At 74.5% G+C, this 22,795-nt stretch carries 15 protein-coding genes and 1 riboswitch; of the genes, 8 read left to right on the top strand and 7 right to left on the bottom strand.

The window, feature by feature from the left end:
- Positions 1-4: 4 nt before the first annotated feature.
- Positions 5-616, bottom strand: coding sequence for a thymidine kinase (locus tag ACH47X_RS21640; RefSeq protein WP_397406837.1), 612 nt, complete (start codon positions 614-616; stop codon positions 5-7).
- A gap of 35 nt (positions 617-651) precedes the next feature.
- Here ACH47X_RS21640 and ACH47X_RS21635 point away from each other — a divergent pair, with 35 nt between their 5' ends.
- Positions 652-1,314 (top strand): alpha/beta fold hydrolase, encoded by a 663-nt coding sequence (locus tag ACH47X_RS21635; RefSeq protein ID WP_397406835.1) that lies wholly within the window; start codon positions 652-654, stop codon positions 1,312-1,314.
- Here ACH47X_RS21635 and ACH47X_RS21630 read toward each other — a convergent pair.
- The 3 genes from ACH47X_RS21630 to ACH47X_RS21620 form a co-directional block, all read right to left on the bottom strand.
- Positions 1,287-2,015, bottom strand: coding sequence for a GNAT family N-acetyltransferase (locus tag ACH47X_RS21630; protein ID WP_397406834.1), 729 nt, complete (start codon positions 2,013-2,015; stop codon positions 1,287-1,289). The two genes, ACH47X_RS21635 and ACH47X_RS21630, sit on opposite strands and share 28 nt — an antisense overlap.
- A 121-nt stretch (positions 2,016-2,136) precedes the next feature.
- The gene (locus tag ACH47X_RS21625) at positions 2,137-3,294 is read right to left on the bottom strand and encodes an acyltransferase family protein (protein ID WP_397406832.1); all 1,158 of its coding nucleotides are present in this window, start codon (positions 3,292-3,294) and stop codon (positions 2,137-2,139) included.
- 219 nt (positions 3,295-3,513) lie between these two features.
- On the bottom strand, positions 3,514-7,275 hold the full coding sequence (locus ACH47X_RS21620) for an Rne/Rng family ribonuclease (protein ID WP_397406830.1): 3,762 nt from the start codon (positions 7,273-7,275) through the stop codon (positions 3,514-3,516).
- A gap of 448 nt (positions 7,276-7,723) precedes the next feature.
- On the opposite strand from ACH47X_RS21620, the gene ACH47X_RS21615 reads away from it, so the two are divergent.
- The 4 genes from ACH47X_RS21615 to cydC all read left to right on the top strand — a co-directional run bounded on the left by ACH47X_RS21615 (position 7,724) and on the right by cydC (position 14,417).
- Entirely contained in the window at positions 7,724-9,220 is a 1,497-nt protein-coding gene (locus ACH47X_RS21615; protein WP_397406828.1) for a cytochrome ubiquinol oxidase subunit I, read from the top strand.
- A gap of 97 nt (positions 9,221-9,317) precedes the next feature.
- Positions 9,318-10,367, top strand: coding sequence for a cytochrome d ubiquinol oxidase subunit II (cydB, locus tag ACH47X_RS21610; protein ID WP_397406826.1), 1,050 nt, complete (start codon positions 9,318-9,320; stop codon positions 10,365-10,367).
- 34 nt (positions 10,368-10,401) lie between these two features.
- Positions 10,402-12,471, top strand: a complete 2,070-nt coding sequence (gene cydD, locus ACH47X_RS21605; RefSeq protein WP_397406824.1) for a thiol reductant ABC exporter subunit CydD — start codon at positions 10,402-10,404, stop codon at positions 12,469-12,471.
- Positions 12,468-14,417 (top strand): thiol reductant ABC exporter subunit CydC, encoded by a 1,950-nt coding sequence (gene cydC, locus ACH47X_RS21600; RefSeq protein ID WP_397406822.1) that lies wholly within the window; start codon positions 12,468-12,470, stop codon positions 14,415-14,417. Before cydD ends, cydC begins: the two co-directional genes overlap by 4 nt.
- A gap of 282 nt (positions 14,418-14,699) precedes the next feature.
- On the opposite strand, the gene ACH47X_RS21595 is transcribed toward cydC, so the two are convergent.
- On the bottom strand, positions 14,700-15,821 hold the full coding sequence (locus tag ACH47X_RS21595) for a sensor histidine kinase (RefSeq protein ID WP_397406820.1): 1,122 nt from the start codon (positions 15,819-15,821) through the stop codon (positions 14,700-14,702).
- Positions 15,814-16,500, bottom strand: coding sequence for a response regulator transcription factor (locus tag ACH47X_RS21590; protein ID WP_142038591.1), 687 nt, complete (start codon positions 16,498-16,500; stop codon positions 15,814-15,816). The genes ACH47X_RS21595 and ACH47X_RS21590 overlap by 8 nt, the downstream gene beginning before the upstream one ends.
- An 88-nt stretch (positions 16,501-16,588) precedes the next feature.
- Between ACH47X_RS21590 and ACH47X_RS21585 the strand changes: the two genes are divergently transcribed.
- Both ACH47X_RS21585 and ACH47X_RS21580 read left to right on the top strand, forming a co-directional pair.
- Positions 16,589-17,386, top strand: coding sequence for an ABC transporter ATP-binding protein (locus ACH47X_RS21585; protein ID WP_397406818.1), 798 nt, complete (start codon positions 16,589-16,591; stop codon positions 17,384-17,386).
- The gene (locus ACH47X_RS21580; RefSeq protein ID WP_397406816.1) at positions 17,386-19,824 is read left to right on the top strand and encodes an FtsX-like permease family protein; all 2,439 of its coding nucleotides are present in this window, start codon (positions 17,386-17,388) and stop codon (positions 19,822-19,824) included. The genes ACH47X_RS21585 and ACH47X_RS21580 overlap by 1 nt, the downstream gene beginning before the upstream one ends.
- Before the next feature lie 60 nt (positions 19,825-19,884).
- Here the strand turns inward: ACH47X_RS21580 and ACH47X_RS21575 are convergent, their stop codons facing one another.
- Positions 19,885-21,600, bottom strand: coding sequence for a phytoene desaturase family protein (locus ACH47X_RS21575; RefSeq protein ID WP_397406814.1), 1,716 nt, complete (start codon positions 21,598-21,600; stop codon positions 19,885-19,887).
- Between the two features lie 155 nt (positions 21,601-21,755).
- Positions 21,756-21,907: riboswitch (cyclic di-AMP (ydaO/yuaA leader) on the top strand.
- 1 nt (position 21,908) lies between these two features.
- Between ACH47X_RS21575 and ACH47X_RS21570 the strand changes: the two genes are divergently transcribed.
- Entirely contained in the window at positions 21,909-22,781 is an 873-nt protein-coding gene (locus ACH47X_RS21570; RefSeq protein WP_397406811.1) for a C40 family peptidase, read from the top strand.
- Positions 22,782-22,795: the final 14 nt, after the last annotated feature.

Below are 22,795 nucleotides of genomic sequence, written 5' to 3'. Positions count from 1 at the left end.
CAGGTCAGCCGGGCACGACGGCGTGCCGGCGGCACCGGGCCTCGTACGACTCCGACCCGCCCACGTGGGCGGCGACCGGCACGAGCGCACCGCCGTCGGGCTCCCCCGGTGCCTGGGGCAGCCGGACGTGGAAGGCGGCGTCCGCCCCGCAGACGGAGCACACCGCCGTGAGCTTCTCCACCGACTCGGCCAGCGCCATGAGCTCGGGCAGGGGCGTGAAGGGCTGACCGTCGAAGGTGACGGACAGCCCGGCGACGACCACGACGAGACCTCGACCGGCCAGGTCGGTGACGACCGGCACGAGGCCGGCGCCGAAGAACTGCGCCTCGTCGACGGCGACGAGCTCGGTACCGGTACCGGTACCGGCGTCGGCGCCGGGGTCCAGCAGGCCGGGGATCTCCTCGGCGTGCGACACCGTGTGCGACGGCACGCCCTGCCCCGAGTGCGACGACACCCGGCCGACCCCGCGCCGGTCGTCGAGGGCGTGGCTCACCACGAGCACGCCCCGGCGCGCGATCCGGGCCCGCCGCACCCGGCGCAGCAGCTCCTCCGACTTGCCGGCGAACATCGGACCGGCGATCACCTCGAGGCGCCCTGCGCCCAGACCGTCTTTCATAGGCGCCAGTCAAGCATTCGGTTACGTTCGTCGGCATGACCACCGACGTCGAGACCGTGCTGTTCCTGCCGGGGCTGGGTGCCGGGAAGGACCCGTGGGCCGCCCAGCTGGGCACGCTGCCCGCCGGGCTGACGGGGCTGGCCCCCGACATCCCGGGCCTCGACCGGGCCGCCACCCCCGGCGAGTTCACGCTGGCCGGCGCCGCCCGCGGGCTGCGCGACCTGCTCGACGAGCGGGGCATCGAGCGGGCACACGTCTGCGGCCTGTCGCTCGGGGCAATGACCGCCACCCGGCTCGCGCTCGACTTCCCCGACCGGGTGGCGTCGCTCGTCCTGTCAGGCAGCCAGGTGCGACCACACCCCGCCCTGATGCTGATCCAGCGCACGATCGTGCGCATGCTGCCGGAGCGCACCGCCGCCGGCATGGGCCTGACCAAGGCGCAGTGGCTCGGCGCCCTGCGCGTGGTCGCGGACGCGGACTTCCGGGCCGGGCTACCGACCATCCAGGCGCCGACGCTCGTCCTGTGCGGCAGCCGCGACGTCGCCAACATCCCGGCGGCGCGCGAGCTGGCCGCCGGGATCCCGCGTGCGGAGCTGCGGATCGTCCCGCGCGCGGGCCACCCGTGGAACGTCCAGTTCCCCGAGCTCTTCTCGCGGACGATCGCGGGCTTCTACGAGAGGCTGCCGCGGAACGGCTGACGGCGTGCCGGGTCGCGCCACTCGTCCCGCAGCACGCCCATCACCACCGAGTCGTAGCGCACGCCGTCGACCATCCGGGCCTGCCGGAACCGCGCCTCCTCCGTGAACCCCAGCGCCTTGCCCACGCCGAGCATCGCGTCGTTGCCCGACCACGTGGCGAAGTCGAGCCGCACCCAGGGCGTGCTCTCGAACAGTAATGACGTCCACAGCGCCAGCGCCGTGCGCCCGATCCCCCGGCCGCGCACCGCCGGGTCGTACACGGTGACGCCCATGCGCGCCCACTCCGTCTCGCGGGACTCCCAGTACCAGGCGACCGTCCCCACGAGCACACCGCCGACGTCGACCACGAGCCTGCCCGGCGGCAGGAGATCACCGGCGGCGGGCGGGTCCTCGCCATCGGGCGGGTCCTCGCCATCGGGCGGGTCCTCGCCGTCGGCCGGGTCCTCACCGTCGGGCGGTGTGTCGGACGGCGGCTCGCCGCCCGCCGCCCGGTCCAGCCCGCTGCTCCGGGCCAGCGCCGCGACGAGTGCGTCGGCCTGTCCCGCCGTCGGGACCGGGTAGTACGGGCCGTCCCAGCGGTGCCACTCGTGCTCGGGGCGCAGCCATCCACGGAACGCGTCGAGGTCGTGGGCGGTCCAGCCACGCAAGGTCACAGCCGTCCCGGAGGGGGTCATCCCACGGGCGTAGGTCTTGGGTGTCACGCCCTCGATCCTCCCGGGCAGCGCCTACCGGCGGAAGTCCTTTTCGACCCTGCGGTCAGGCCTGCGTCCCGGACGCGACGCAGGCCTGACCGCAGGCGGACCTTCACGCCACGACCCGCGGCTACAGCACGCGCGCCACGCCTGGGATGCGGCGCAGCAGGTACGCGGCGCCCCAGCAGAGCGGCACCGACAGCACGAGCAGGATCAGGAACTTCACGCCCGCCGGGGCCACGAGCGGCGCGAACAGCATCGCCACGCCCACCAGCACCAGCGGGTGGATGACGTACACCGCGAAGGAGTGCTGGGCGGCGAACCGCGCCCAGGCCGGCTGGCCCGAGAACCGCTCCCGGAACAGCACCAGCAGGCCCACGGCCGCACCGATGGCCACGACGTTCTCGGCGAGGCTCTGGGCGAGCAGCACGACGATCCCGGCGTCGGGCGCGGACGCGAGGGCGGACGCACCGAGGGCCGCCCCCACCCCGACGAGCGCCACGATCAGGGCGACCCGGCCCTGCCGCACGGTGAGCGACGTCAGCCAGCCGCGGCGCGTGGCGAGCACCCCGGCCACGAAGAGCAGCACGTACTGCGGCAGGTAGGCCGGCGTCGGGAGGCCGACCCCCGGCCAGTACGTGCCCAGCGGCACGGCGAGGCGCCAGAGGTACGTCACGACGGTCAGGACCGCGACGAAGGCGGCGATCGCGCGGAAGGTCAGAGGGCGGGCGACCAGGGACGTGGCGGTGTCGGTGGCGGCGTCGGTCCCGGGCACGGCACCGAGACGAGCGGTGGAGCGGGCCCGAACGGCCCGGAACGCCGCGTAGGCGAGCGACAGCACCAGCAGCACCTCGACGAACCACATCGGGCCGGGGTCGCCCGTGCTGAACCAGAACCGCAGGAACGACTCCCCCTGGTCGCGGCGCTCGGGCCAGCCCGGCAGCGACAGCACCGGCCGCGCGACCAGCCAGAACACGATCAGCGGGACGCCGAGCCGGACGAGCCGGTCGCGGGCGAACGCGCCCGGCCCCTTGCGGTCCACCGAGCCGGGCACGAACAGGCCGGAGAGCAGGAAGAAGAAGCCCATGAACCAGAACTGGTTCGCGACGACGAACGCCACGAGCGCGAGTCCGGACAGGCTCTCGCTGGGCTCGGTCCAGTACCACATCGGCAGTGCACCGTAGGTCAGCGCGCTGTGGTGGGCCAGGACCAGCACGGTCAGCAGGATCCGCAGGTTGTCGACGTACCCCAGGCGGGTGGTCGTCGGCCTCGCGGCGATGGTTGTCATCTCGGTCTCCGTCGTCTCGGTCGCACCTCATTGGTTCATTACTCGACTAATGAACCATAGAACGTGGGGCACCCGCAAGAGATTTGCCCGGAGAAGTCCAGGGGCGCCCGAGCCGGCCGTTCCCGGGCACAAAAAACGAGGGCCGCCACCTCGCGGTGGCGACCCTCGTCGGGTTCAGGTCAGCGGCCGGTCAGCCACGCCCAGAAGCCCTTCTTCTGCTCAGGCGACCTCGTCGCCAGCTCCTTTGGGCGGTTCCGGCTGCCCAGTGCCGGAGCCCCCCTCCGGCGTGTCGTCGGTCGACGGCGCGGCGTCCGCCGACGAACCGGCGTCAGCGGGCGAGCCCGCGGGCTCGGGCGCGTCACCGGACACCGGAGCGGCCTGGCCCGACGAGCCGGAGCCCGATGGGGGCAGCTGTATCTCGTCCAGCGTGGCAGGACCGTCCTCGGCGGTGTCCTTGGTCTCGTGCGCGTGCTGCGCCGCGGCGGCGATCGTCGCGAGCGTGGCCTTGACGGCCTCGCGCGCCTCGGACCGTTCCTCGGGCAGGCTGGCGACGGGCGCGACCGGCTCCTGGGCGGGAGCCGCCTTCTCCTTGGCGTCCTTGCCGCGCTTGCGGCGCGACCGCGCCGCACGCGGGCTCTCCTCGACCGCAGCGGGCGCGCCCGAGCCGGAGCCCTGCTTCTCGATCGGCTCCTCGTGCACGATGAAGCCGCGGCCCTTGCAGTGCTCGCACGTCTCGGAGAACGCCTCGACCAGGCCCTGGCCCACGCGCTTGCGCGTCATCTGGACCAGGCCCAGCGACGTCACCTCGGCGACCTGGTGCTTGGTGCGGTCCCGGCCCAGGCACTCGACCAGGCGACGCAGCACCAGGTCACGGTTGGACTCGAGCACCATGTCGATGAAGTCGATGACGATGATGCCGCCGATGTCGCGCAGGCGGAGCTGCCGCACGATCTCCTCGGCCGCCTCGAGGTTGTTCCGCGTGACGGTCTCCTCGAGCGTGCCGCCCGCACCGGTAAACTTGCCGGTGTTGACGTCCACGACCGTCATGGCCTCGGTGCGGTCGATGACCAGCGAGCCGCCCGAGGGCAGCCAGACCTTGCGGTCCATGCCCTTGGCGAGCTGCTCGTCCACGCGGTGGACCGTGAACACGTCGGTGTTCTCGACCCACTTGGACACGCGCTCGCGCAGGTCGGGAGCGAGCTCCTCGACGTAGTGCGCGATCTCGTCCCACGCGCCCTCGCCCTGCACCACCAGCGACGAGAAGTCGTCGTTGAAGATGTCGCGGACCACTCGGATCGCCATGTCCGGCTCACCCTGCAGCAGGGCAGGGGCGGACGCCTTCTTCGACTTGGCCTGGATGGCGTCCCACTGGCCCTGCAGGCGCTGGACGTCGGCGCGCAGCTCCTCCTCGCTCGCCCCCTCGGCGGCGGTGCGCACGATGACTCCGGCGCCGTCCGGGACCACCTCGCGAAGGATCTTCTTGAGGCGCGACCGCTCGGTGTCGGGCAGCTTGCGGCTGATGCCGGTCATGCCGCCGCCGGGCACGAACACGAGGTAGCGGCCGGCCAGGGTGACCTGGCTCGTCAGGCGTGCGCCCTTGTGGCCGATCGGGTCCTTGGTGACCTGCACCAGCACCGAGTCGCCCGACTTCAGCGCCTGCTCGATCCGGCGCGGCTGGCCCTCCAGGCCCGCCGCGTCCCAGTTGACCTCGCCCGCGTACAGCACGGCGTTGCGGCCCTTGCCGACGTCGACGAACGCGGCCTCCATGGAGGGCAGCACGTTCTGGACCCGGCCCAGGTACACGTTGCCGGCCATCGACGCCTGCGACTGCTGCGACACGTAGTGCTCCACGAGCACGCCGTCCTCCAGCACCGCGATCTGCGTGCGGCCGTCCTTCTCGCGCACGATCATCGACCGCTGCACCGACTCGCGGCGGGCCAGGAACTCGGCCTCGGTGATGATCTGACGGCGACGGCCGTGGTCGCGGCCCTCACGGCGACGCTGACGCTTCGCCTCCAGGCGCGTGGAACCCTTGAGCGCGGTGACCTCGTCACTGCGGCCCGTGCGGGCGGCTGCCGCCTCGGCCCGCTCGCCGCGGGTGCCCCGGCGACGACGCCGACGACGGCGGCTGCCGCCCTCGCCCTCGGCGTCACCCTCGGCGGAGTCCTGCCCCGAGTCCTCGGCGTCGCCGTCCTCGTCGTCGGACGACTGGGCGTCCTCCTCGGACTCGTCGTCCTGGTCCTCGTCGGCCGAGTCGTCCATCTCGTCCGAGCGGTTGGTGCGGCCGCCACGGCGTCCGCGGCCACCCCGGCGACGACGACGGCGCGACGGGCGCACGTCCTCGTCGTCGTACTCCTCGAAGTCGCCCGGGGCGAGCTCCTCGAGCTCGACGCCCTCGGCGACCAGCTCCTCCTCGATGGCGCCGACCTCGTCGACCGCCGCGGCGTCGTCGTCGCTCAGCTCGGCGGCGACGAACTGCGGGGCTGCCGGGGCGGTGGCCTCGGCTGCCTCAGGTGCTTCCGGCGTGGCCTCGACCTCGGCCGGCGTGCTCTCCTGCGCGGCGGGCTCGGCCGGGGCCTCCACGGGCTGCTCGGCGCTCGGGCCCGTGCGGCGCACGGCCCGGCGGGAGCCGGACCTGCGGGTACGGGGCTCCGGGGCCGCCTCGGGGGCGGACGCAGCAGGCGTCTCGACCGGCGCCTCGGCGGCCTGCTCGGCGGGCGCGGAGGCCTCGGCCGGGGCAGCCGGCTTCTCGGCGGCCGGCTCGACCGGGCGCGCGACGGGACGGGCGAACTGCGGCGTCAGGTCCTGCGGGCGCGGCGGACCGGCCGGGGCCTGGGCGCGGCGTGACCGGCGCGCGGAGTCGTCGGGTGCCTGGAACAGCAGCGCCGTCGTGGCCAGGCGCGGCACGCGGGTACCCGAGGTCGTCGCGGCGGGCGACTGCGCGGGTTGCGCCGGCGCCGCCGGCTGCTCGAACGCCGGGCGGCGACCGCCGCGGCGCGTGCGGGCCCGAGCGGCGGGCTCCTCGGCCGGCTCCTCTGCGGCAGGGGTCTCGACGGCGGGGGCCTCGGCGGCAGGGGCCTCGGCGGCGGGGGTCTCGGCGGTAGCCGTGGCCTCCTCGGCCGGCACGGCCTCGGCGGCGGGCTTGCGGCGCGACCGGCTGCGCTTGGGCGCCGGCTCGGCAGCCTGCTCGGCCTGCTCCTGCGTGGCCTCGACGGCTTGCTCGGCCGGGGTATCGACGTCGGCGACCGGCTCGGCCTTCTTGCGGCTACGGCGCTTGGGCGCGGACTTCTCGGCCGGGGCGGCCTCGGCCGCCGGACCACCCGGCAGGACGATGTCGTCCAGGCTGACGACCCCGCGGGCGGGCGCCTCTGCGGCCGCGACCGGCTCGGGGAGGTCGATGCCGAGCGGCGCGGACTCCTCCGCGGCGGGCTCGGGCTGCGACTCCGGCTCGGGCTGCGCGGCCTCGGGCTCCGCGGCAGCAGGCTCCGCGGCGACCGCGGCCTCGGAAGCGACCTCGGCAGTGACATCTGTCTCAGTCCGGGTTGCCTCGGCCTGCGCGGCGGCCTCGACGGGCTCGGTCGCGACCGGCTGGTCCTGGACCGGCTCGGCGACGGGCGCGGCCGGAGCCGGGGTCTCGGCCGCCGTGGGCGTGGACACGCCGCGCGTGGCGCGGCGGCGCGGCCGCTTGGCGGCCGGCTCACCGGCCGCGGGCGTGGTCGGCGTGGCGACGGCGGCGGTGCCGCCCGTGGTCACGGGCTGACCCTCGGCCGGGGTCGTAGGGGTGTCGGACGAGCCGACGACGATGGGCTCGACGTGCTTGGCCGTCGAGACGACGGACCGGGTGGCGCGGCGACGCGGGCGCTTGGTGGACGTCGCGTCCGCCGGGGCCTCCCCACCAGTGTTGACCTGGGCGTTCGCCTCAGGTGCGTCGTGATCATCCTGTGACCCGATGGTCGAACCGGTGGTGCTGGAAGGCGTCACGTTGGGTGCTCCTGTAGCCCGGCGTCCGCCCCACACCACGCGGACCGCCAGGCGGTCGGTCGTCCGGTGGATGCATCGCGGCGAAGCGACACATCTGGACGGAAGTCTCGGCTGCGGCCCCGTTCCTACGATCTTCGCGGACGCCTGCGGCCACGTTCTGCGTGACAGCGGCACCGCGTGCGGATCGCGGGCAGTGTTGGACTCTGCAGGCCGCGCAGGGATGTGGGCCTACGCGGGTTCGACCAGTATCGCACAGGAGACCCCTTCCGCATCGCCCCTGCTGAAGGCGCGGACAACAACGCACCGAACGGCACCCCGAGTGCGTGTACAGTGCCTTGTGAAGACATTCACAAGCGACGGATTCACCCCGCGGCAACGCGCGGACCTGGCAGATCAGGCCTAGCGTCCAAAGGGACAGAGCCGTTCGGAGAAACCACAGGAGCCCGGAGTGGAAGCTCTCGACCTGGCACGCTGGCAGTTCGGCATCACCACCGTCTATCACTTCATCTTCGTCCCCCTCACGATCGGCCTGGCGCCCCTCGTGGCGATCATGCAGACCGCCTGGGTCCGGACCGGGAACGAGCGGTGGCTGAGGCTGACCAAGTTCTTCGGCAAGCTCTTCCTGATCAACTTCGCGCTCGGCGTGGTGACCGGGATCGTGCAGGAGTTCCAGTTCGGCATGAACTGGAGCGAGTACTCGCGGTTCGTCGGCGACGTGTTCGGCGCCCCGCTGGCCATGGAGGCCCTCGCCGCGTTCTTCGTGGAGTCGGTCTTCCTCGGCGTATGGATCTTCGGCTGGGACCGGGTGAACAAGAAGGTGCACCTGGCCTGCATCTGGGCCGTGGCCGTCGCGGTGAACCTGTCGGCCTTCTTCATCCTGGCCGCCAACTCCTGGATGCAGCACCCCGTCGGCGCCCGGTACAACCCCGAGACGGGTCGCGCCGAGATGGAGTCCATCTGGGCGATCCTGGGCAACAACACGCTCTGGGCGGCCTTCCCCCACGCCGTCGCCGCGGCCTTCCTGACCGCCGGGACGTTCGTGGCGGGCATCGCCGCCTGGTGGATGGTGCGCCTGGCCCGGACCAAGCAGCCCGAGTCCGTCGAGCTCGCCCGCAACGTGTACCGCCCCGCCGTGATCCTCGGCACGGTCGTCATGCTGGTCGCCGGCGTCGGCGTCGCGCTGTCGGGCGACGTCCAGGGCAAGCTCATGTTCGAGCAGCAGCCGGGCAAGATGGCGTCCGCCGAGGCGCTGTGCGACGGCGAGGAGGCAGCGAACTTCTCGATCCTGACGATCGGCGACCTCTCCAACTCCTGCGAGGGCGTGCGGCACGTCCTGGAGGTGCCCGGCCTGGCCAGCTACCTCGGCACCGGGCACTTCTCCGGCCCGGAGAGCTTCCTGCCCGGCGTCAACGACGTGCAGGAGCAGTACTCGGAGAAGTTCGGCGCCACCGACGAGGCCGGCAACGCCATCTCGTACACACCGAACCTCGCCGTCACCTACTGGAGCTTCCGGCTCATGATCGGGTTCGCCGCCGGGTCCGCGCTGCTCGCCCTGGCCGCCCTCTGGTTCACGCGCGGCGGCCGGGTCAGCGACAACAAGTGGCTCGCCCGCATCGGCATCATCGCGATCCCCACGCCGTTCCTCGCCTCGTCGTTCGGCTGGATCTTCACCGAGATGGGCCGCCAGCCATGGGTGGTGGCCCCGAACCCCACCGGTATCGACCAGATCCGCCTGCTCACCATGCGCGGGGTCTCGGAGGTGGTGAGCCCCGGCATGGTGCTCACCTCGATGATCGTCTTCACCCTGGTCTACGGCGCGCTGGCCGTCGTCTGGTACCGGCTCATGCACCGGTACGCGATCGAGGGCGTGCCCATGACCGTCCGTGACGAGTCGCCCGAGGCCGCCGGGGACGACTCCGACCGGCCCCTCTCGTTCGCCTACTGATGCGCAGGCTCAGCCCTACGAGGCCCAGCCCCATGCCGACCAGTCCCATGCAGATCAGCCTTTCGAAGACCAGCCTCTCGAAGACAAGGAAGTGACCGTGGACCTCGCACTCGTGTGGTTCTTCATCATCGCGATCCTGTGGACCGGGTACCTCGTGCTCGAAGGGTTCGACTTCGGCGTCGGGATGCTGATGTCCCTGCTCCCCCGCGGCAACGCCGCGCACCGGGAGAAGGAGCGGCGCGTGCTGGTGAACAGCATCGGTCCGCTCTGGGACGGCAACGAGGTATGGCTGATCACCGCGGGCGGCGCCACCTTCGCCGCCTTCCCCGAGTGGTACGCCACCCTGTTCTCCGGCTTCTACCTCCCGCTGCTGCTCATCCTCGTGGCCCTGATCGTGCGCGGGGTCGCCTTCGAGTACCGCGGCAAGATCGCCGACGCCGTGTGGGCGCGCCGCTGCGACGTCGCGATCCAGGTGGGCTCCTGGGTACCCGCCGTGCTCTGGGGCGTGGCGTTCGCCAACCTGGTCCGCGGCGTCCAGCTCGACGAGGCGCACCAGTACGTGGGCGGTTTCTGGGCACTGCTCAACCCGTTCGCGCTGCTCGGCGGCGCCACCACGCTCGTGCTGTTCCTGCTGCACGGGGCGGTGTTCGTGGCGCTCAAGACCGACGGCGAGATCCGCGCCAGGGCCCGGCGGTTCGCCGGTGTGCTGGCGGTGGTGGCCGTGGTCGTGGCCGGTGGCTGGGCGGTCTGGGCGCAGCTCGCGTTCTCCGTGACCTGGACCTGGGCGGTCGTCGTGGTCGCCGCGGTGGGTCTGGTCGGCGTCGCGCTGACCAACCGCGCCGGACGTGAGGGGTGGGCCTTCGGCCTCTCGGCCGTGACCATCGTCGCGGCGGTCGTGCTGATCTTCGGCTCCATGTACCCCGACGTCATGCCGGGCCTGGACGGCGGCAACTCGCTGACCATCGCCGAGGCGTCCTCGACCCCGTACACCCTGACCATCATGACCTGGGTCGCCGTGTTCCTCACGCCCCTGGTGATCCTGTACCAGGGCTGGACCTACTGGGTCTTCCGGCGCCGGCTCACGGTGGACCACATCCCCGCCCCTGCCGGCCTGACCTGGAAGAAGATCAAGGAGTCGGCGTTCTGACCCGGACGTCGTCCGGCTACGGGACCATCTCGTCATGAAACCGCTCGACCCTCGCCTGCTGCGCCACGTGCACGCGGCCCGCTGGTACGTGGCGCTCACGGTCGGCCTCGGTGTGGCCGCCGCCGCGCTGATCGTCGCGCAGGCACTCCTGATCGCCGCGCTGCTGACCCCGGTCGTGCGCGGGGACGGCGTCTCCGCGCCCGATCTGGTGTGGCCCTTCGCCGGACTCGCGGTGGTGGTGGTCGGGCGCGCCGTCGTCGCCTGGGCGCAGGAGCGGTACGCGCTGCGCGCGGCCGCCCGCACCATCGCCGAGCTGCGCCGGGCGGTCGTGGAGGCCTGGGCGCTGCGCGGGCCCCGGGCCTCCTGGCCGACGGCGGCAGTGGCGGAGGCCCGTTCGGTCTCCGCGGCAGCGGTGTCGGCCGCCGCGGACGGTCCTTCGGCAGTGGCCGCGGACGGCGGCGTCTCGAGTGCCAGGACGACGACGGCGCCCGGCCCCGCGTCGACGTCGGGCGGCGGGAGCGGGGCGAGCCCGGAGGCCGAGGTCGCGACCCTCGCGACACGTGGCCTCGACGCGCTGGAACCGTACCTGGTGCGGTACGTGCCGCAGCTCGTGCTGACCGCCCTGGTCACGCCCGCACTCGTGTGCGTGGTGCTCGGCCTGGACTGGGTCTCCGCCCTGATCGCGATCGTTACGCTGCCTCTCGTGCCGATGTTCATGGTGCTCGTCGGGCGCCTGACGGCCGGGATGTCGCAGCGGCGGCTCGCCACCGTGGAACGGCTGGGCGCCCAGGTGCTCGACCTGGTGGCCGGGCTCCCGACGCTGCGCGCGTTCGGCCGGTCGTTCGGGCCGGGCGAACGGGTGCGCGCGCTGGGCGACGCCTCCCGCCGGGCCACGATGGGCACCCTGCGCATCGCGTTCCTGTCGTCGATGGTGCTCGAGCTGCTCACGACGCTCTCGGTGGCGATCATCGCCGTGGGCGTCGGGCTGCGGCTCGTCGAGGGCGCCATGGAACTGCAGCCCGCGCTGGCGGTGCTGGTCCTGGCCCCCGAGATCTACCTGCCGATGCGGCGGGTCGGGGCGGAGTTCCACGCGTCGGTCGACGGCGTGGCCGCGGTGGACCGGGCGTTCGCGCTGGTCTCGGGCGGCGCGGCGGAGGTCGGCGCGGGGGCCGGGGGCGCCGCGGGTACGGGAGGCTCCGCGGGGTCGGGTGGCTCGGCAGGCACGAGCGTGCCCGTGCGGCGGACGCTCGTGCTCGACGGGGTCTCGGTGCGCGCCGGGGGCCGCGGGGTCATCGCGCCGGCCGGACTGTCCGCGCGGATCCCGCTGGGGTCCGGCGTACCCGGCGAGGGCCGGGTCGTCGCCCTGCGCGGGCCGAGCGGGTCGGGCAAGTCGACCGCCGTGCTCACGGTCCTCGGCCTGCTCGAACCGGACGCCGGACGGGTCGGGCTGCTGCCGGACGGCGGCCCCGACGACGCCCCGCTCCGCGGACTGGCCGACGCGGAGCCGGGCGGGCTCGACGCGTGGTGGTCGGGACTCACCTGGGTGCCGCAGCGCCCGGCGCTCCCGCCGGGGCGGCTGCGCGACGTCGTGCTCGACGGCGCCGCCGGGGCCGACCAGGACCGAGACCTCGCGGAGGCCGCCCGCCTGACGGGGCTGGACGCCGTCGTCGGCAGCCTGCCCGACGGCTGGGACACCCGCATCGGGCTCGGCGGCGTGGGGCTGTCCGTGGGACAGCGCCAGCGCGTCGCGCTCACCTCCGCCCTGCTCGACGACGCCGCGGCCCGGCCGCTGGTGATCCTCGACGAGCCCACCGCGCACCTGGACGCGCGCGGCGAGCAGGCCGTGCTCGACACCGTGCGGGCCTGGCGGGACGCGGGCCGCACCGTGCTCGTCGTCGCGCACCGGGCCTCGCTGCTGGCCCTCGCCGACCAGGTGATCGACGTCCGCTCGGCGGCGGACCCGGCGGCCGGGGCCGACGCAGCGGACCGGGCCGCGGCTCCGGGGACGGACCCGCACGGGGTCGGCACCGCCGGGCCCGCGCCCGAGCCGGGACCGCGCCCGGCGAAGACATCCGGTCTCGCGAACGGTCAGGAGCCACGATGAACGACCAGGTGACCCGGGGCCCGGCCCGGCCGGCGGCAGCCCCGCCCAAGCCGCGCCGTGACGCCCGCGGCCCAGACCCGCTGCGGCGCATCCTGCCCCTGCTGGAGGTGCGGCCAGGCAAGGTCGCGGCCGCGATCGCGCTCGGCACGCTGGCGCTGACCTGCGCGATCGGGCTGGCGGCGGTCGCAGCCTGGCTCGTCGCCCGGGCGTCGCAGATGCCGCCGGTGCTGACGCTGTCGGTGGCCGTGGTGTCGGTGCGGGCGTTCGGCATCGGGCGCGGCGTGCTGCGCTACTGCGAGCGCCTCGCCTCGCACGACGTCGCGCTGCGCGGGATGGCGGCCCTGCGCGCCAACCTCTACGAGCGGCTCGCCGGCGACGACCGGCCGGTCACGGTGCGGCGCGGTGAGCTCCTGGCGCGGATCGGCCAGGACGTGGACGACGTCGGCGACGTGGTGGTGCGCGCGATAGTGCCCGCCGGCGTCGCGGTGGTCACATCGCTGGGGTCGGTGATCCTGCTGGGCGTGCTGCTGCCGGCCGCGGGTCTCGCGCTGGCGGCCTGCCTGGTGCTGGCGGGTGTCGTGACGCCGTGGCTCGCGGCGCGGGCGGCGGCCCGCACGGAGGCGCGGGGCGCGGCGGCCCGCGGCGAGGTGACGGCGCTGTCGCTGGAGCTCCTGGAGGAGTCGGCGCCGCTGCGGGTCTCCGGCCGGTTCGGCGCGCGGCTGGGTGACCTGGACGCCGCGGACGCGCGCCTGTCCGCCGTCGCCGACGACGGCGCCCGCACCTCCGGGCGCGCCGCCGCCCTGGGGGCGCTCGCCCAGGGCCTTGCGGTGCTCGCGGCGCTGGCGTTCGGGATCCCGGCCGCGCTGTCCGGGACGCTGTCGCCCGAAGCGCTGACGGTGATCGTGCTGACGCCGCTCGCCGTGTTCGAGGCGACCGCGGGGCTGCCCGCCGCGGCGGTCCAGCTGCACCGGTCGCGCGAGGCGGCGCGGCGGCTGCTGGCGCTGCTGCCCACGGACCCGACGGACGACTCAGACGCACGGGCCGCCGGGGTGGTCCGCGCGTCTGACCCGTCGGGGGGTAGGGGCGACGCCGCGCTGCTCGTGCTCGACGACGTCGCCGCGGGCTGGCCCGGCCCGGACGGCCGGCCGGTCGTGGCCGTCGACGGCGTCTCCCTCACGCTGCGGCCCGGGTCGGTGGTCGCGCTGGCGGGGCCGTCCGGCGTCGGCAAGACGACACTGCTGATGACGGCGGCCGGGCTGATCCCGCCGGCCGGGGCCGGCACGGTCGAGGTCGGCACGGTCGGGGTCGGCGACGACGTCGGATCGAGCACGAGCACTCGCTCCGGCGCCCTGTTCGTCGCCGAGGACGGGCACGTCTTCGACACGACGGTGCTGGAGAACCTGCGGGTCGCGCGCGGCGACGTCACGCCCGACGAGGCCCGCGCGGCACTGGACGCCGTCGGGCTGGGCGGATGGCTCGCCGCGCTGCCGGCGGGCCTGGACACCGTGGTCGGCACGGACGCCGCGGCTGTGTCGGGCGGCGAGCGCCGTCGGCTGCTCGTGGCCCGGGCGCTGCTCGCGCCCGCCCGGGTGCTGCTCGTGGACGAGCCCGCCGAGCACCTCGACGGGCGGACCGCCGACGCGCTGGTGCACGCCGTCGCCGCCCATGCCCGCACGACGGGGCGCGCGGTGCTCGTGGCCACGCACCGGCTGACGCCGCTGGCCGTCGCGGACGAGGTGCTGCTTCTGGCCGGCGGCGCCTCGGGCGACGTCGGCCTCCCCGGTGGGTCCGGCGGAACCGGTGGGTCCGGCGGAACCGGTGGGTCCGGCGGGACCGGAACACCGGGGGCGGCCGGAGCCCCCGCGACCGTCGTGGCCCGCGGCCGGCACGAGGACCTGCTGGTCACGGACCCCGCCTACGCCTGGACGGCCGCGCAGGAGGGCTGATCGCCCGGAGCCCCACGCGATCGACCATGCAGTTGCTGCCAGACGCAACGCTCGCCTGGCAGCAGGTGCATGGTGCTTCACGGCCCGACGCGGTCAGGCCTGCCGAGCCGGTCGCCGACCGGTTGAGCGACGTTTGCGTCGGCGGGTCCGCAACCATGCACCTGCTGCCAGGCGGAAGCCACATCTGGCAGCAGGTGCATGGTCGGTCCGGCGCCCGGCACCGGGCAGCCGGTAGCAGGCGCTCCGCACCTGGCGCGCACCCCGCCCCGCCCCCCTATGCCGTCAGACGTGCCCGGGCGGCAGCCGGACCGTGGCACGCAGGCCTCCGCCGGGGCGAGCCGCGAGCGCGAGGGTCCCGTCGTGGGCCTCGGCGATGCTCCGGACGATCGCCAGGCCCAGGCCCACCCCCACGTGATCGGCGCCCGACCGGGCCGCGCGGGCGCGTTCGGTACCGCGCTGGAACGGCTCGGCGAGCGTGGCGACCAGGCCCTCGGTGAGCCGCTCCCCCGTGTTCTCGACGACGAGGGTCGCGCCGCCAGGCCCGGTGTCGGTGTGGACGTGCACGGTGCCGGGCTCGGGGGCGCCGTCGGGCAGGTTGTGGACGATCGCGTTGTGCACGAGGTTGGTCGTCAGCTGCAGCAGGAGCGCCGGCGAGCCGGTGGTCGGGGTGACGTCGCCCGTGGTCTCGATCGTGACGCCGCGTCGCCCGGCGAGCGGCAGGAGCGTCTCGGTGGCCTCCTCCGCCAGGAGCGAGAGGTCGACGTGCTCCGGGGTGAAGGAGCGCTGGTCGGCGCGGCTGAGCACGAGCAGCGCCTCGGTGAGGTCGATCGCGCGGGAGTTGACGGCGTGCAGCCGCTCGACGAGCTCGCCGGTGGCGCCGTCCGGGTCCTTGCGGGCCACCTCGAGGAACGTCTGGGCGATCGCGAGCGGCGTGCGCAGCTCGTGGGAGGCGTTGGCCGCGAACCGGCGCTGCTCGGCGACGTGCGCCTCGAGCCGCGCGAGCATGGCGTCGAAGGAGTCGGCCAGCTCACGGAACTCGTCACGGCGGCCGGGCAGGCGGATCCGGTGCGCGAGCGACCCGCCCGAGGCCCGGCGGGTGGCGTCGGTGATCTGCGCCAGCGGGGCGAGCATGCGGCCCGCGAGGAACCAGCCGCCCACCAGACCGAACACCAGCAGAAATGCCATCACCAGCGTGGCGGCCGGCAGGAACACCCGCGGCCCCCACCCGCCGATGAACACCCCGGGGTTGAGGAGCTCGCGCAGCGTGTCGATCCCGTCCCGGGGCGAGTACCGCAGCAGGAACAGCCACACGACGGCGAGCACGAGCGTGCCCGCCAGCATGAGGAACCCCGTGTAGCTCAGCGTGAGCTTGAGGCGGACGCTCAGGCCGGGCGCCCTATCCACGGCCGGCTTCCGCGGGGGCCGGCACGTCGATCCGGTAGCCCACGCCCGGCACCGTGGCGATCACCCAGGGTTCACCGAGCCGCTTGCGCAGCGCCGACACCGTGATACGCACCGCGTTGGTGAAGGGGTCGGCGTTCTCGTCCCAGGCCCGCTCCAGCAGGTCCTCGGCGCTCACGACGCCGCCGTCGGCCGCCACGAGCACCTCCAGGACGGCGAACTGCTTGCGGGTCACCGGCACATATCGGCCGTCGCGGTAGACCTCGCGCCGGAACGGGTCCACGCGCAGGCCCGCGATCTCCCGCACCGGCGGGCGGTGGTGGGCCCGGCGGCGGTCGAGCGCCCGGAGCCGCAGCACGAGCTCGCGCAGCTCGAACGGCTTGGTGAGGTAGTCGTCGGCGCCCAGCTCGAACCCCGACGCCTTGTCGTCGAGCCGGTCGGCGGCGGTGAGCATCAGGATCGGCATGCCGCTGCCGGACGCGACCAGGCTCCGGGCGATCTCGTCACCCGACGGCCCGGGGATGTCGCGGTCGAGGACGGCGATGTCGTACGCGTTGACGCTCAGCAGCTCCAGGGCCGTGTGTCCGTCGCCCGCGACGTCGGCAGCGATCGCCTCCAGGCGCAGGCCCGCGCGGATGCCGTCCGCCAGCTCGGGTTCGTCCTCGACGATCAGCACGCGCATACCCTCGATGCTACGGAGGCGGGGTATATCGCGGGCGTATCGAATTCCGCATACACCCCGGCAACCGCCCGCTGCCTTGGCTGGGCACATGTCCACCAGCAGACGCGCACCGGCGACCGCTACCCGGCGCGACGCCCAGCCCGGCCCCGGCCGGCCCACGCCCCAGCCCGCCGGCACACCCGGCGGCGAGCCCGCAGGGGAGCCCGGCGGCCGGCCCCCGGCCGCGAGCGCCCGCGGCCTGACCAAGACGTACGGCCGTGGCGCGGCCCAGGTGCACGCCCTGCGCGGCGTCGACCTCGACGTCCCGAGCGGCCGGTTCACGGCGATCATGGGGCCGAGCGGGTCGGGCAAGTCCACGCTGATGCACTGCCTGGCGGGGCTCGACCAGCCGAGCGGCGGGACGGTCGTCGTCGACGGCACGGACCTCGGCTCCCTCGGCGACGACGCCCTGACGGTCTTCCGCCGGGAGCACATCGGGTTCGTGTTCCAGTCGTTCAACCTGTTGCCGATGCTCACGGCGCGGCAGAACATCCTCCTTCCCCTGGAGCTGGGCAGCCCTCGGCTCGACGACGCCGCCCGCGAGCGCGCGCACGAGCTGGCCGAATCCCTGGGTGTCGCGGACCGGCTGGACCACCTCCCGGCGGAGCTGTCCGGCGGGCAGCAGCAGCGGGTCGCGATCGCGCGCGCCCTGATCACCTCCCCGAGCCTGCTGTTCGCCGACGAGCCCACGGGCAACCTGGACAGCACCACGTCGGCGGAGGTGCTGGACCACCTGCGGCGGTCGGCCCGCGAGCTCGGCCAGACGGTCGTCATGGTCACGCACGAGCCGGACGCCGCGGCCTACGCCGACGACGTCGTCACCGTGCAGGACGGGCTGATCGCCTGATGCGTACCGTCCTTCTCGCCTCGTTGCGGCGGCACCTGCGGCGGTACGTCGCGGCGGGGACCGCCGTCGTCGTCGCGGTCGCGTTCGTGGTGGCCGTCGGCGTGCTCACGACGGGGGCCCAGAACCGCATCCTGGCGGGCGCGGGCGCCCCGTTCGCCGGCGCCGACCACGTCGTCACGAACCTGGGCACGCAGAACGCCATCACCTATGCCGCCCAGCACGGGGACGAGGTGGCGGTGCTCGGCAGCGCCACCCTGCCGCTGCGGGCGGGCGACGAGCAGGCCGCCGGCAAGTTCGTCGGGTCGATCGCCGACCTGCCGCGGCTGCGCTGGCAGACCCTGGACTCGGGCCGCTTCCCCGAGCGCGAGGGTGAGGCCGTCGTGGACGCCTGGACCGCGCAGGAGATGACGATCGCCGTCGGCGACACGGTCACGCTCGGCGCCGGCGGCGACGCGGTCGACCTGCGGGTGGTCGGGATCGGCGCGGCGTCGGCCAACCTGGGCCAGGCCGCGGTGTACATCACGTTCGACCAGCTGCTGCACTGGCGCGACGACGACACGCTGCTGCTGGACCGGGCGGTGGTCGTGGGCGACCCCGGCCGGCTGCCCGACGGCGCGGTCGCGCTCACGCCCCAGGAGCTCGTCGCCGCGAGCATGGCCCAGCACACCAACAACGTGAACACCATGGCGCTGCTCCTGCTGGTGTTCGCCGGGATCGCCGGGATCGTCTCGGTCCTGGTCATCACCAACACGTTCGCGATCCTCTTCGCCCAGCGCGTGCGTGACTTCGCGCTGCTGCGCTGCGTGGGCGCCACGCGGCGGCAGGTCCTGGGATCGGTGCGCCGGGAGGCCGTCGTCGTCGGCGTGCTCGCCTCGCTGGGCGGGGTCGGCGCCGGGATCGGGCTCGGCTACGGCCTGATCGCGCTGGCCGGGGCGGTCACGCGGAACAGCCCGCTGGGCGCTCCCGACCGGCTGCCGGTCTGGTGGCTGCTGGGCGGGTTCGCCGTGGGCCTGGTGGTGACGCTGCTCGCGTCGTGGCTGCCGACCCGGCGCGTGGTCCGGGTGAGCCCGCTGGCGGCCCTGCGGCCCGACGGCGTCGTGGACGCGCGGACCGGCACCGGCCGCGTCCGCGTGGTGCTCGGGGCGGTGCTCCTGGCCGGCGGGGCGGCGTTGCTGGCGGTGGCGGCGGTCCAGGACAGCGCGGTGAGCATGGTGGCCGGGGGCGCCGCGCTGTTCGCGGGCGTGCTCCTGTTCGGCCCGCTGCTCGTGCCGCGTGTGGTGCGCGGGATCGGGGCGCTGCTCGGAACCGGTGGCCGGCTCGCGACCGAGAACGCCGTGCGCAACCCGCGGCGCACGGCCACCACGACGGCCTCCCTGCTGGTGGGCGTCACCCTGACGACGGCGGTGCTCACCGGCCTGGCTACGACGCGCGCGTCCGTGGACGCGAACCACGGCACCGCGCACCCGCTCGACGTGGCGCTCACGTCGTGGGACGGGCCGCTCGACGCCGATGTGCTGGAGCAGGTGCGTGCGACGCCGGGCGTGGGCCAGGCGATCGTGGTGGAGGGGGTGCTGGTCGAGGTCGGTCGGGGGGCCGGCGGCGGGGCTGGTCAGGACGGGGCGGACCGGCCGTTGCTGCTGCTCAGCGCGCCCGACGCCGGCCTGGTCGCCCGCGACGGCGGGACCTTCGCGGCGGTCGGACCGGGCACGGTCGCGCTGGACGCGGACGTGTACGGCGACGACCCCGCGGACGTGCTCGGCGACCCGGTGACGGCGCAGGCTGTTGCCGGGGACGGTGCCCCGGAGGTGGAGCTGCAGGTCACCACGGGCAGCGGCTGGGGCGGCGCCGGCCTGGTCGCGTCCGGCACGCTGGCGGCCCTCGGTACGCCCCGGCCGCACGCCGTCTGGGTGCGCGCCGCGGCCGACGCCGACCCGGTCGCCCTGGTCGGCGCCCTGGAGACGCTGGCGGACACGGTCGGCGCCGACGTCGACAACGGGCTGCGGGCCGAGGCCGCCGACGACCAGATGCTGGGGATCATCACGGGCGCGACGCTCGGGCTGCTCGGCATCTCCGTGGTGATCGCCCTGGTCGGCATCGCGAACACGCTGGGGCTCTCCGTGCTGGAGCGGGCCCGGGAGCACGCCGTGCTGCGGGCGCTCGGGCTCACCCGCAGGCAGCTGCGCCGGATGCTCGCAACCGAGGCGGTGCTGCTGTCCGTGACGGCCGCCCTGCTCGGCACGGTGCTGGGCGTCGGGTTCGCCTGGGTGGGCTACGAGACGTTCGTGAAGGCTGCCCTCGATGCCGCGACCTGGCGGATCCCGTGGCTGGAGCTTGCCGCCGTCCTCCCGGTAGGTGTCCTCGCGGGCCTGCTGGCCGCGGTCCTCCCGGCCCGCCGGGCTGCCCGAGTCACCCCGGCGGCGGCCCTGACCCTCGACTGACCTCGGGTCCGGGCCGCTGGGCAGCCTGGCTGCCGGCAGGCGGACGGAGCCACGACGTCGTCAGGTCGCCGGGGTCTCCAGGACCGCCATCGCTGCGGCGCGGCCGGGGATGCCGCTCACTCCCCCGCCGCGGCGGGCGCCCGCGCCGGCCAGCAGCACCCGCGGGTGCGCCGTCGCGACGCCCCAGCGACCGGCGGGACTGCTGGCGGCGCCACCGGCCCGGCCACCGCCAGCCCCGGCGACGCCGCCAGCTCCGCCGTCCCCGGCCCCGGCGCTGCTCCCGTCCTCCGCGAACGGCCAGCTCAGGTCGCGGTGGAAGATGTGCCCGCCCGGCAGCCCGACGTCGCCCTCCAGGTCGACCGGCGTCCGCACCTCCAGGCAGGGCGCACCGTCGGCGTCGACCGCGAGCACGTCCTCGATCGGCTCGGCCAGCACCGAGTTCAGCGAGGCCAGCGTCGCCGCGAGCGCCCGTTCACGGGCGCCGTCGGGGTCCGCGCGGAAGAGCCGGGCCGGCATGTGCAGCCCGAACAGCGTGATGGTCTGCGCCTCGGTCCCGGCCAGCGCCGGGCCGAGGATGGTCCGGTCGGACAGCGTGTGGCAGTAGATCTCGCTGGGCGGCAGGTCGGGGATGCGCCCGGCGGCGGCCTGCGCGTAGGCGTCCTGGAGCTGGGTCAGCGACTCGTTGACGTGCAGCGTGCCGCTGAACGCGGCGACGGGGTCGACGTCGTCCCGCAGCCTCGGCAGCCGGTCGAGCAGCATGTTCACCTTGAGCTGGGCGCCCTCGGGCCCCGGCCCGGCCACACCGGCAGGCCCGGGCCCACCGGCCACCACCCCCGACGCGGCCCCCCGCCCGGCCCCCGACAGCAGCCGGTCCAGCTCGGCCGGCGCGCAGCCTGCGAGCACGTGCCCGGCGGTCACGCCCCGGGTGCGCCCGCCGGCGTCGGTCCAGGCGACCTCGGCGCCCACGGCCCCCGGGTCCACCCCGGTCACCGTGGCCGAGGTGACGATCGTCGCGCCGGCGGCCACGGCGGCGTCGCGCAGGGCGCCCGAGACGGCCCCCATGCCGCCCACGGGGACGTCCCAGTCGCCGGTCCCGTTGCCGATCACGTGGTACAGGAAGCAGCGGTTCTGCCGCAGGGACGGCTCGTCGAGGTCCGCGAACGTACCGATCAGCCCGTCGGTGGCGGCGACACCGCGCACGACGTCGTCGGCGAAGGTGCGGCGCAGCACCTCACCGAGGGGCTCCTCGAACAGGGCGCGCCATGCCTCGGCGCCCACGCCGTCGGTGACGAGGTCGCGGACGGCGGAGCGCGGGAGGAGGGGTTCCGTGAGCGTGGGCGCGAGGCGGCGGGCCACCTCGGCCGTCATCGCGTAGAACCGACCCCAGGCCTCGAAGTCGGCGTCGGACCCGGTGAGCCGGCGGAACGAGGCGCGCGTCGCGGCGTCGTCCTGGGTGTCGACGAGCAGGCCGCCGTCGGCCACCGGGGTGTAGGACGACCACCGCCGGCGCACGAGGCGGATCGGCAGGCCGAGCTCGCCGACCACGCGACGCGGCAGGAGCGAGACGAGGTAGGAGTAGCGGGACAGGCGGGCGTCGACGCCCGCGAACGGGCGGGCGGAGACGGCGGCGCCGCCGACGTGGTCCGCGCGCTCCAGGACGAGGACCGAGCGCCCGCCACGGGCCGCGTAGGCCGCCGCGGTGAGGCCGTTGTGACCGGCGCCCACGACCACGACGTCGTACCGGGCGCCCAGGGCGTCAAGCGTGGAATCGGACATGCACGCCATGGTGGCACGGGGCACTCATTGCCAGGGACGTTCCATCACAAGACGGTATGTGACCTAATCGTGACAATTGCGCGCCGGACGAGTACGGTCGATCTCGCCTCCCCAGCAACGGGTAGGTCCAGGTCCGGACGCCGAACCCTGTCACCGGTCCTGAGCAGCCAGAACGTGACAGGGGCGGGGGAACCAGGTAAGCCGGGCACGCGAGTGTCCTCGGGGTGAAGCCTCCTAGTGAGGCCGGGTGATTGCTCTCCCCATCCGAACCCGACAGCTCACTTCGTAGGCGTCCGAGGAGATCACTGGTGACCGTACTCACCGACCGCACCCACGACTGGGCGGACGACCAGGTAAACCGACCCAGCAACCGGGCGCGGCATCGCGCCGAGGGCCCCGCCCTCACCCCCTTCACCGCTCTGACCCAGACAGCAGCCGAGAACGCCGCCCGTACCGGCGCGATCGCGGTAGTCACCTCCGGCATGCTCGCGTCGGTCTTCACCCAGACCGCCCACACCGCTCCTGCCGAGTCCCACACCCAGACCACCCTCGCCAACAAGACGTTCGACAGCACGGCCCGCGCGGGTCTCGCCGAGAACCTCGTGACCAAGGTCGAGGTCGCGCAGGACGCCGACTTCTGGGCCGAGCAGGGCCGCGTCAGCGTGACCCCGTACGCCGAGACCAAGGCCGGTATCGCCGAGGCCAAGGCGAAGGCGGAGGCCGAGGCGCGCGCCAAGGCCGAGGCAGAAGCCAAGGCGAAGGCCGAGGCGGAGGCGAAGGCCGCCGCTGAGGCAGCGGCCGCCGAGGCCGAGGCGGTGGCCGCGGCCGCCGCGTCGTCCGCGGACCTGGGCCAGCAGGCCGTCAACCTCGCCCTCGAGTACGTGGGTGTGCCCTACGTGTGGGGCGGAGCCTCCCCCAGCGGCTTCGACTGCTCCGGGCTCATCCAGTACGTCTACGCCCAGCTCGGGATCAGCCTCCCGCACAGCTCGGCCTCGATGTCGACGGTCGGCTACCAGGTCTCCGCCGCGGAGGCCCAGCCGGGCGACATCGTCTGGACGTCCGGCCACGTCTCGCTCTACGCGGGCGACGGCATGGTCGTCGAGGCCCAGCAGGAGGGCGTCCCCGTGCACTACACGGAGATGTGGCAGAACAACCCGGTGTTCATCCGGGTGACGGGCTGACCTGGCGCCCAGGC

Origin of the sequence: Promicromonospora kroppenstedtii (assembly GCF_044389675.1) — a bacterium.
In the GTDB taxonomy this organism is placed as follows: domain Bacteria; phylum Actinomycetota; class Actinomycetes; order Actinomycetales; family Cellulomonadaceae; genus Promicromonospora; species Promicromonospora kroppenstedtii.
This window is presented reverse-complemented; position numbering and strand designations above follow the sequence as displayed.

Coding starts and splice junctions, on each gene's coding strand:
- cydD (WP_397406824.1), top strand. CDS start 10,402: ATGAAACCGCTCGACCCTCGCCTGCTGCGCCACGTGCACGCGGCCCGC.
- ACH47X_RS21635 (WP_397406835.1), top strand. CDS start 652: ATGACCACCGACGTCGAGACCGTGCTGTTCCTGCCGGGGCTGGGTGCC.
- ACH47X_RS21575 (WP_397406814.1), bottom strand. CDS start 21,600: ATGTCCGATTCCACGCTTGACGCCCTGGGCGCCCGGTACGACGTCGTG.
- ACH47X_RS21590 (WP_142038591.1), bottom strand. CDS start 16,500: ATGCGCGTGCTGATCGTCGAGGACGAACCCGAGCTGGCGGACGGCATC.
- ACH47X_RS21640 (WP_397406837.1), bottom strand. CDS start 616: ATGAAAGACGGTCTGGGCGCAGGGCGCCTCGAGGTGATCGCCGGTCCG.
- cydC (WP_397406822.1), top strand. CDS start 12,468: ATGAACGACCAGGTGACCCGGGGCCCGGCCCGGCCGGCGGCAGCCCCG.
- ACH47X_RS21585 (WP_397406818.1), top strand. CDS start 16,589: ATGTCCACCAGCAGACGCGCACCGGCGACCGCTACCCGGCGCGACGCC.
- ACH47X_RS21625 (WP_397406832.1), bottom strand. CDS start 3,294: ATGACAACCATCGCCGCGAGGCCGACGACCACCCGCCTGGGGTACGTC.
- ACH47X_RS21580 (WP_397406816.1), top strand. CDS start 17,386: ATGCGTACCGTCCTTCTCGCCTCGTTGCGGCGGCACCTGCGGCGGTAC.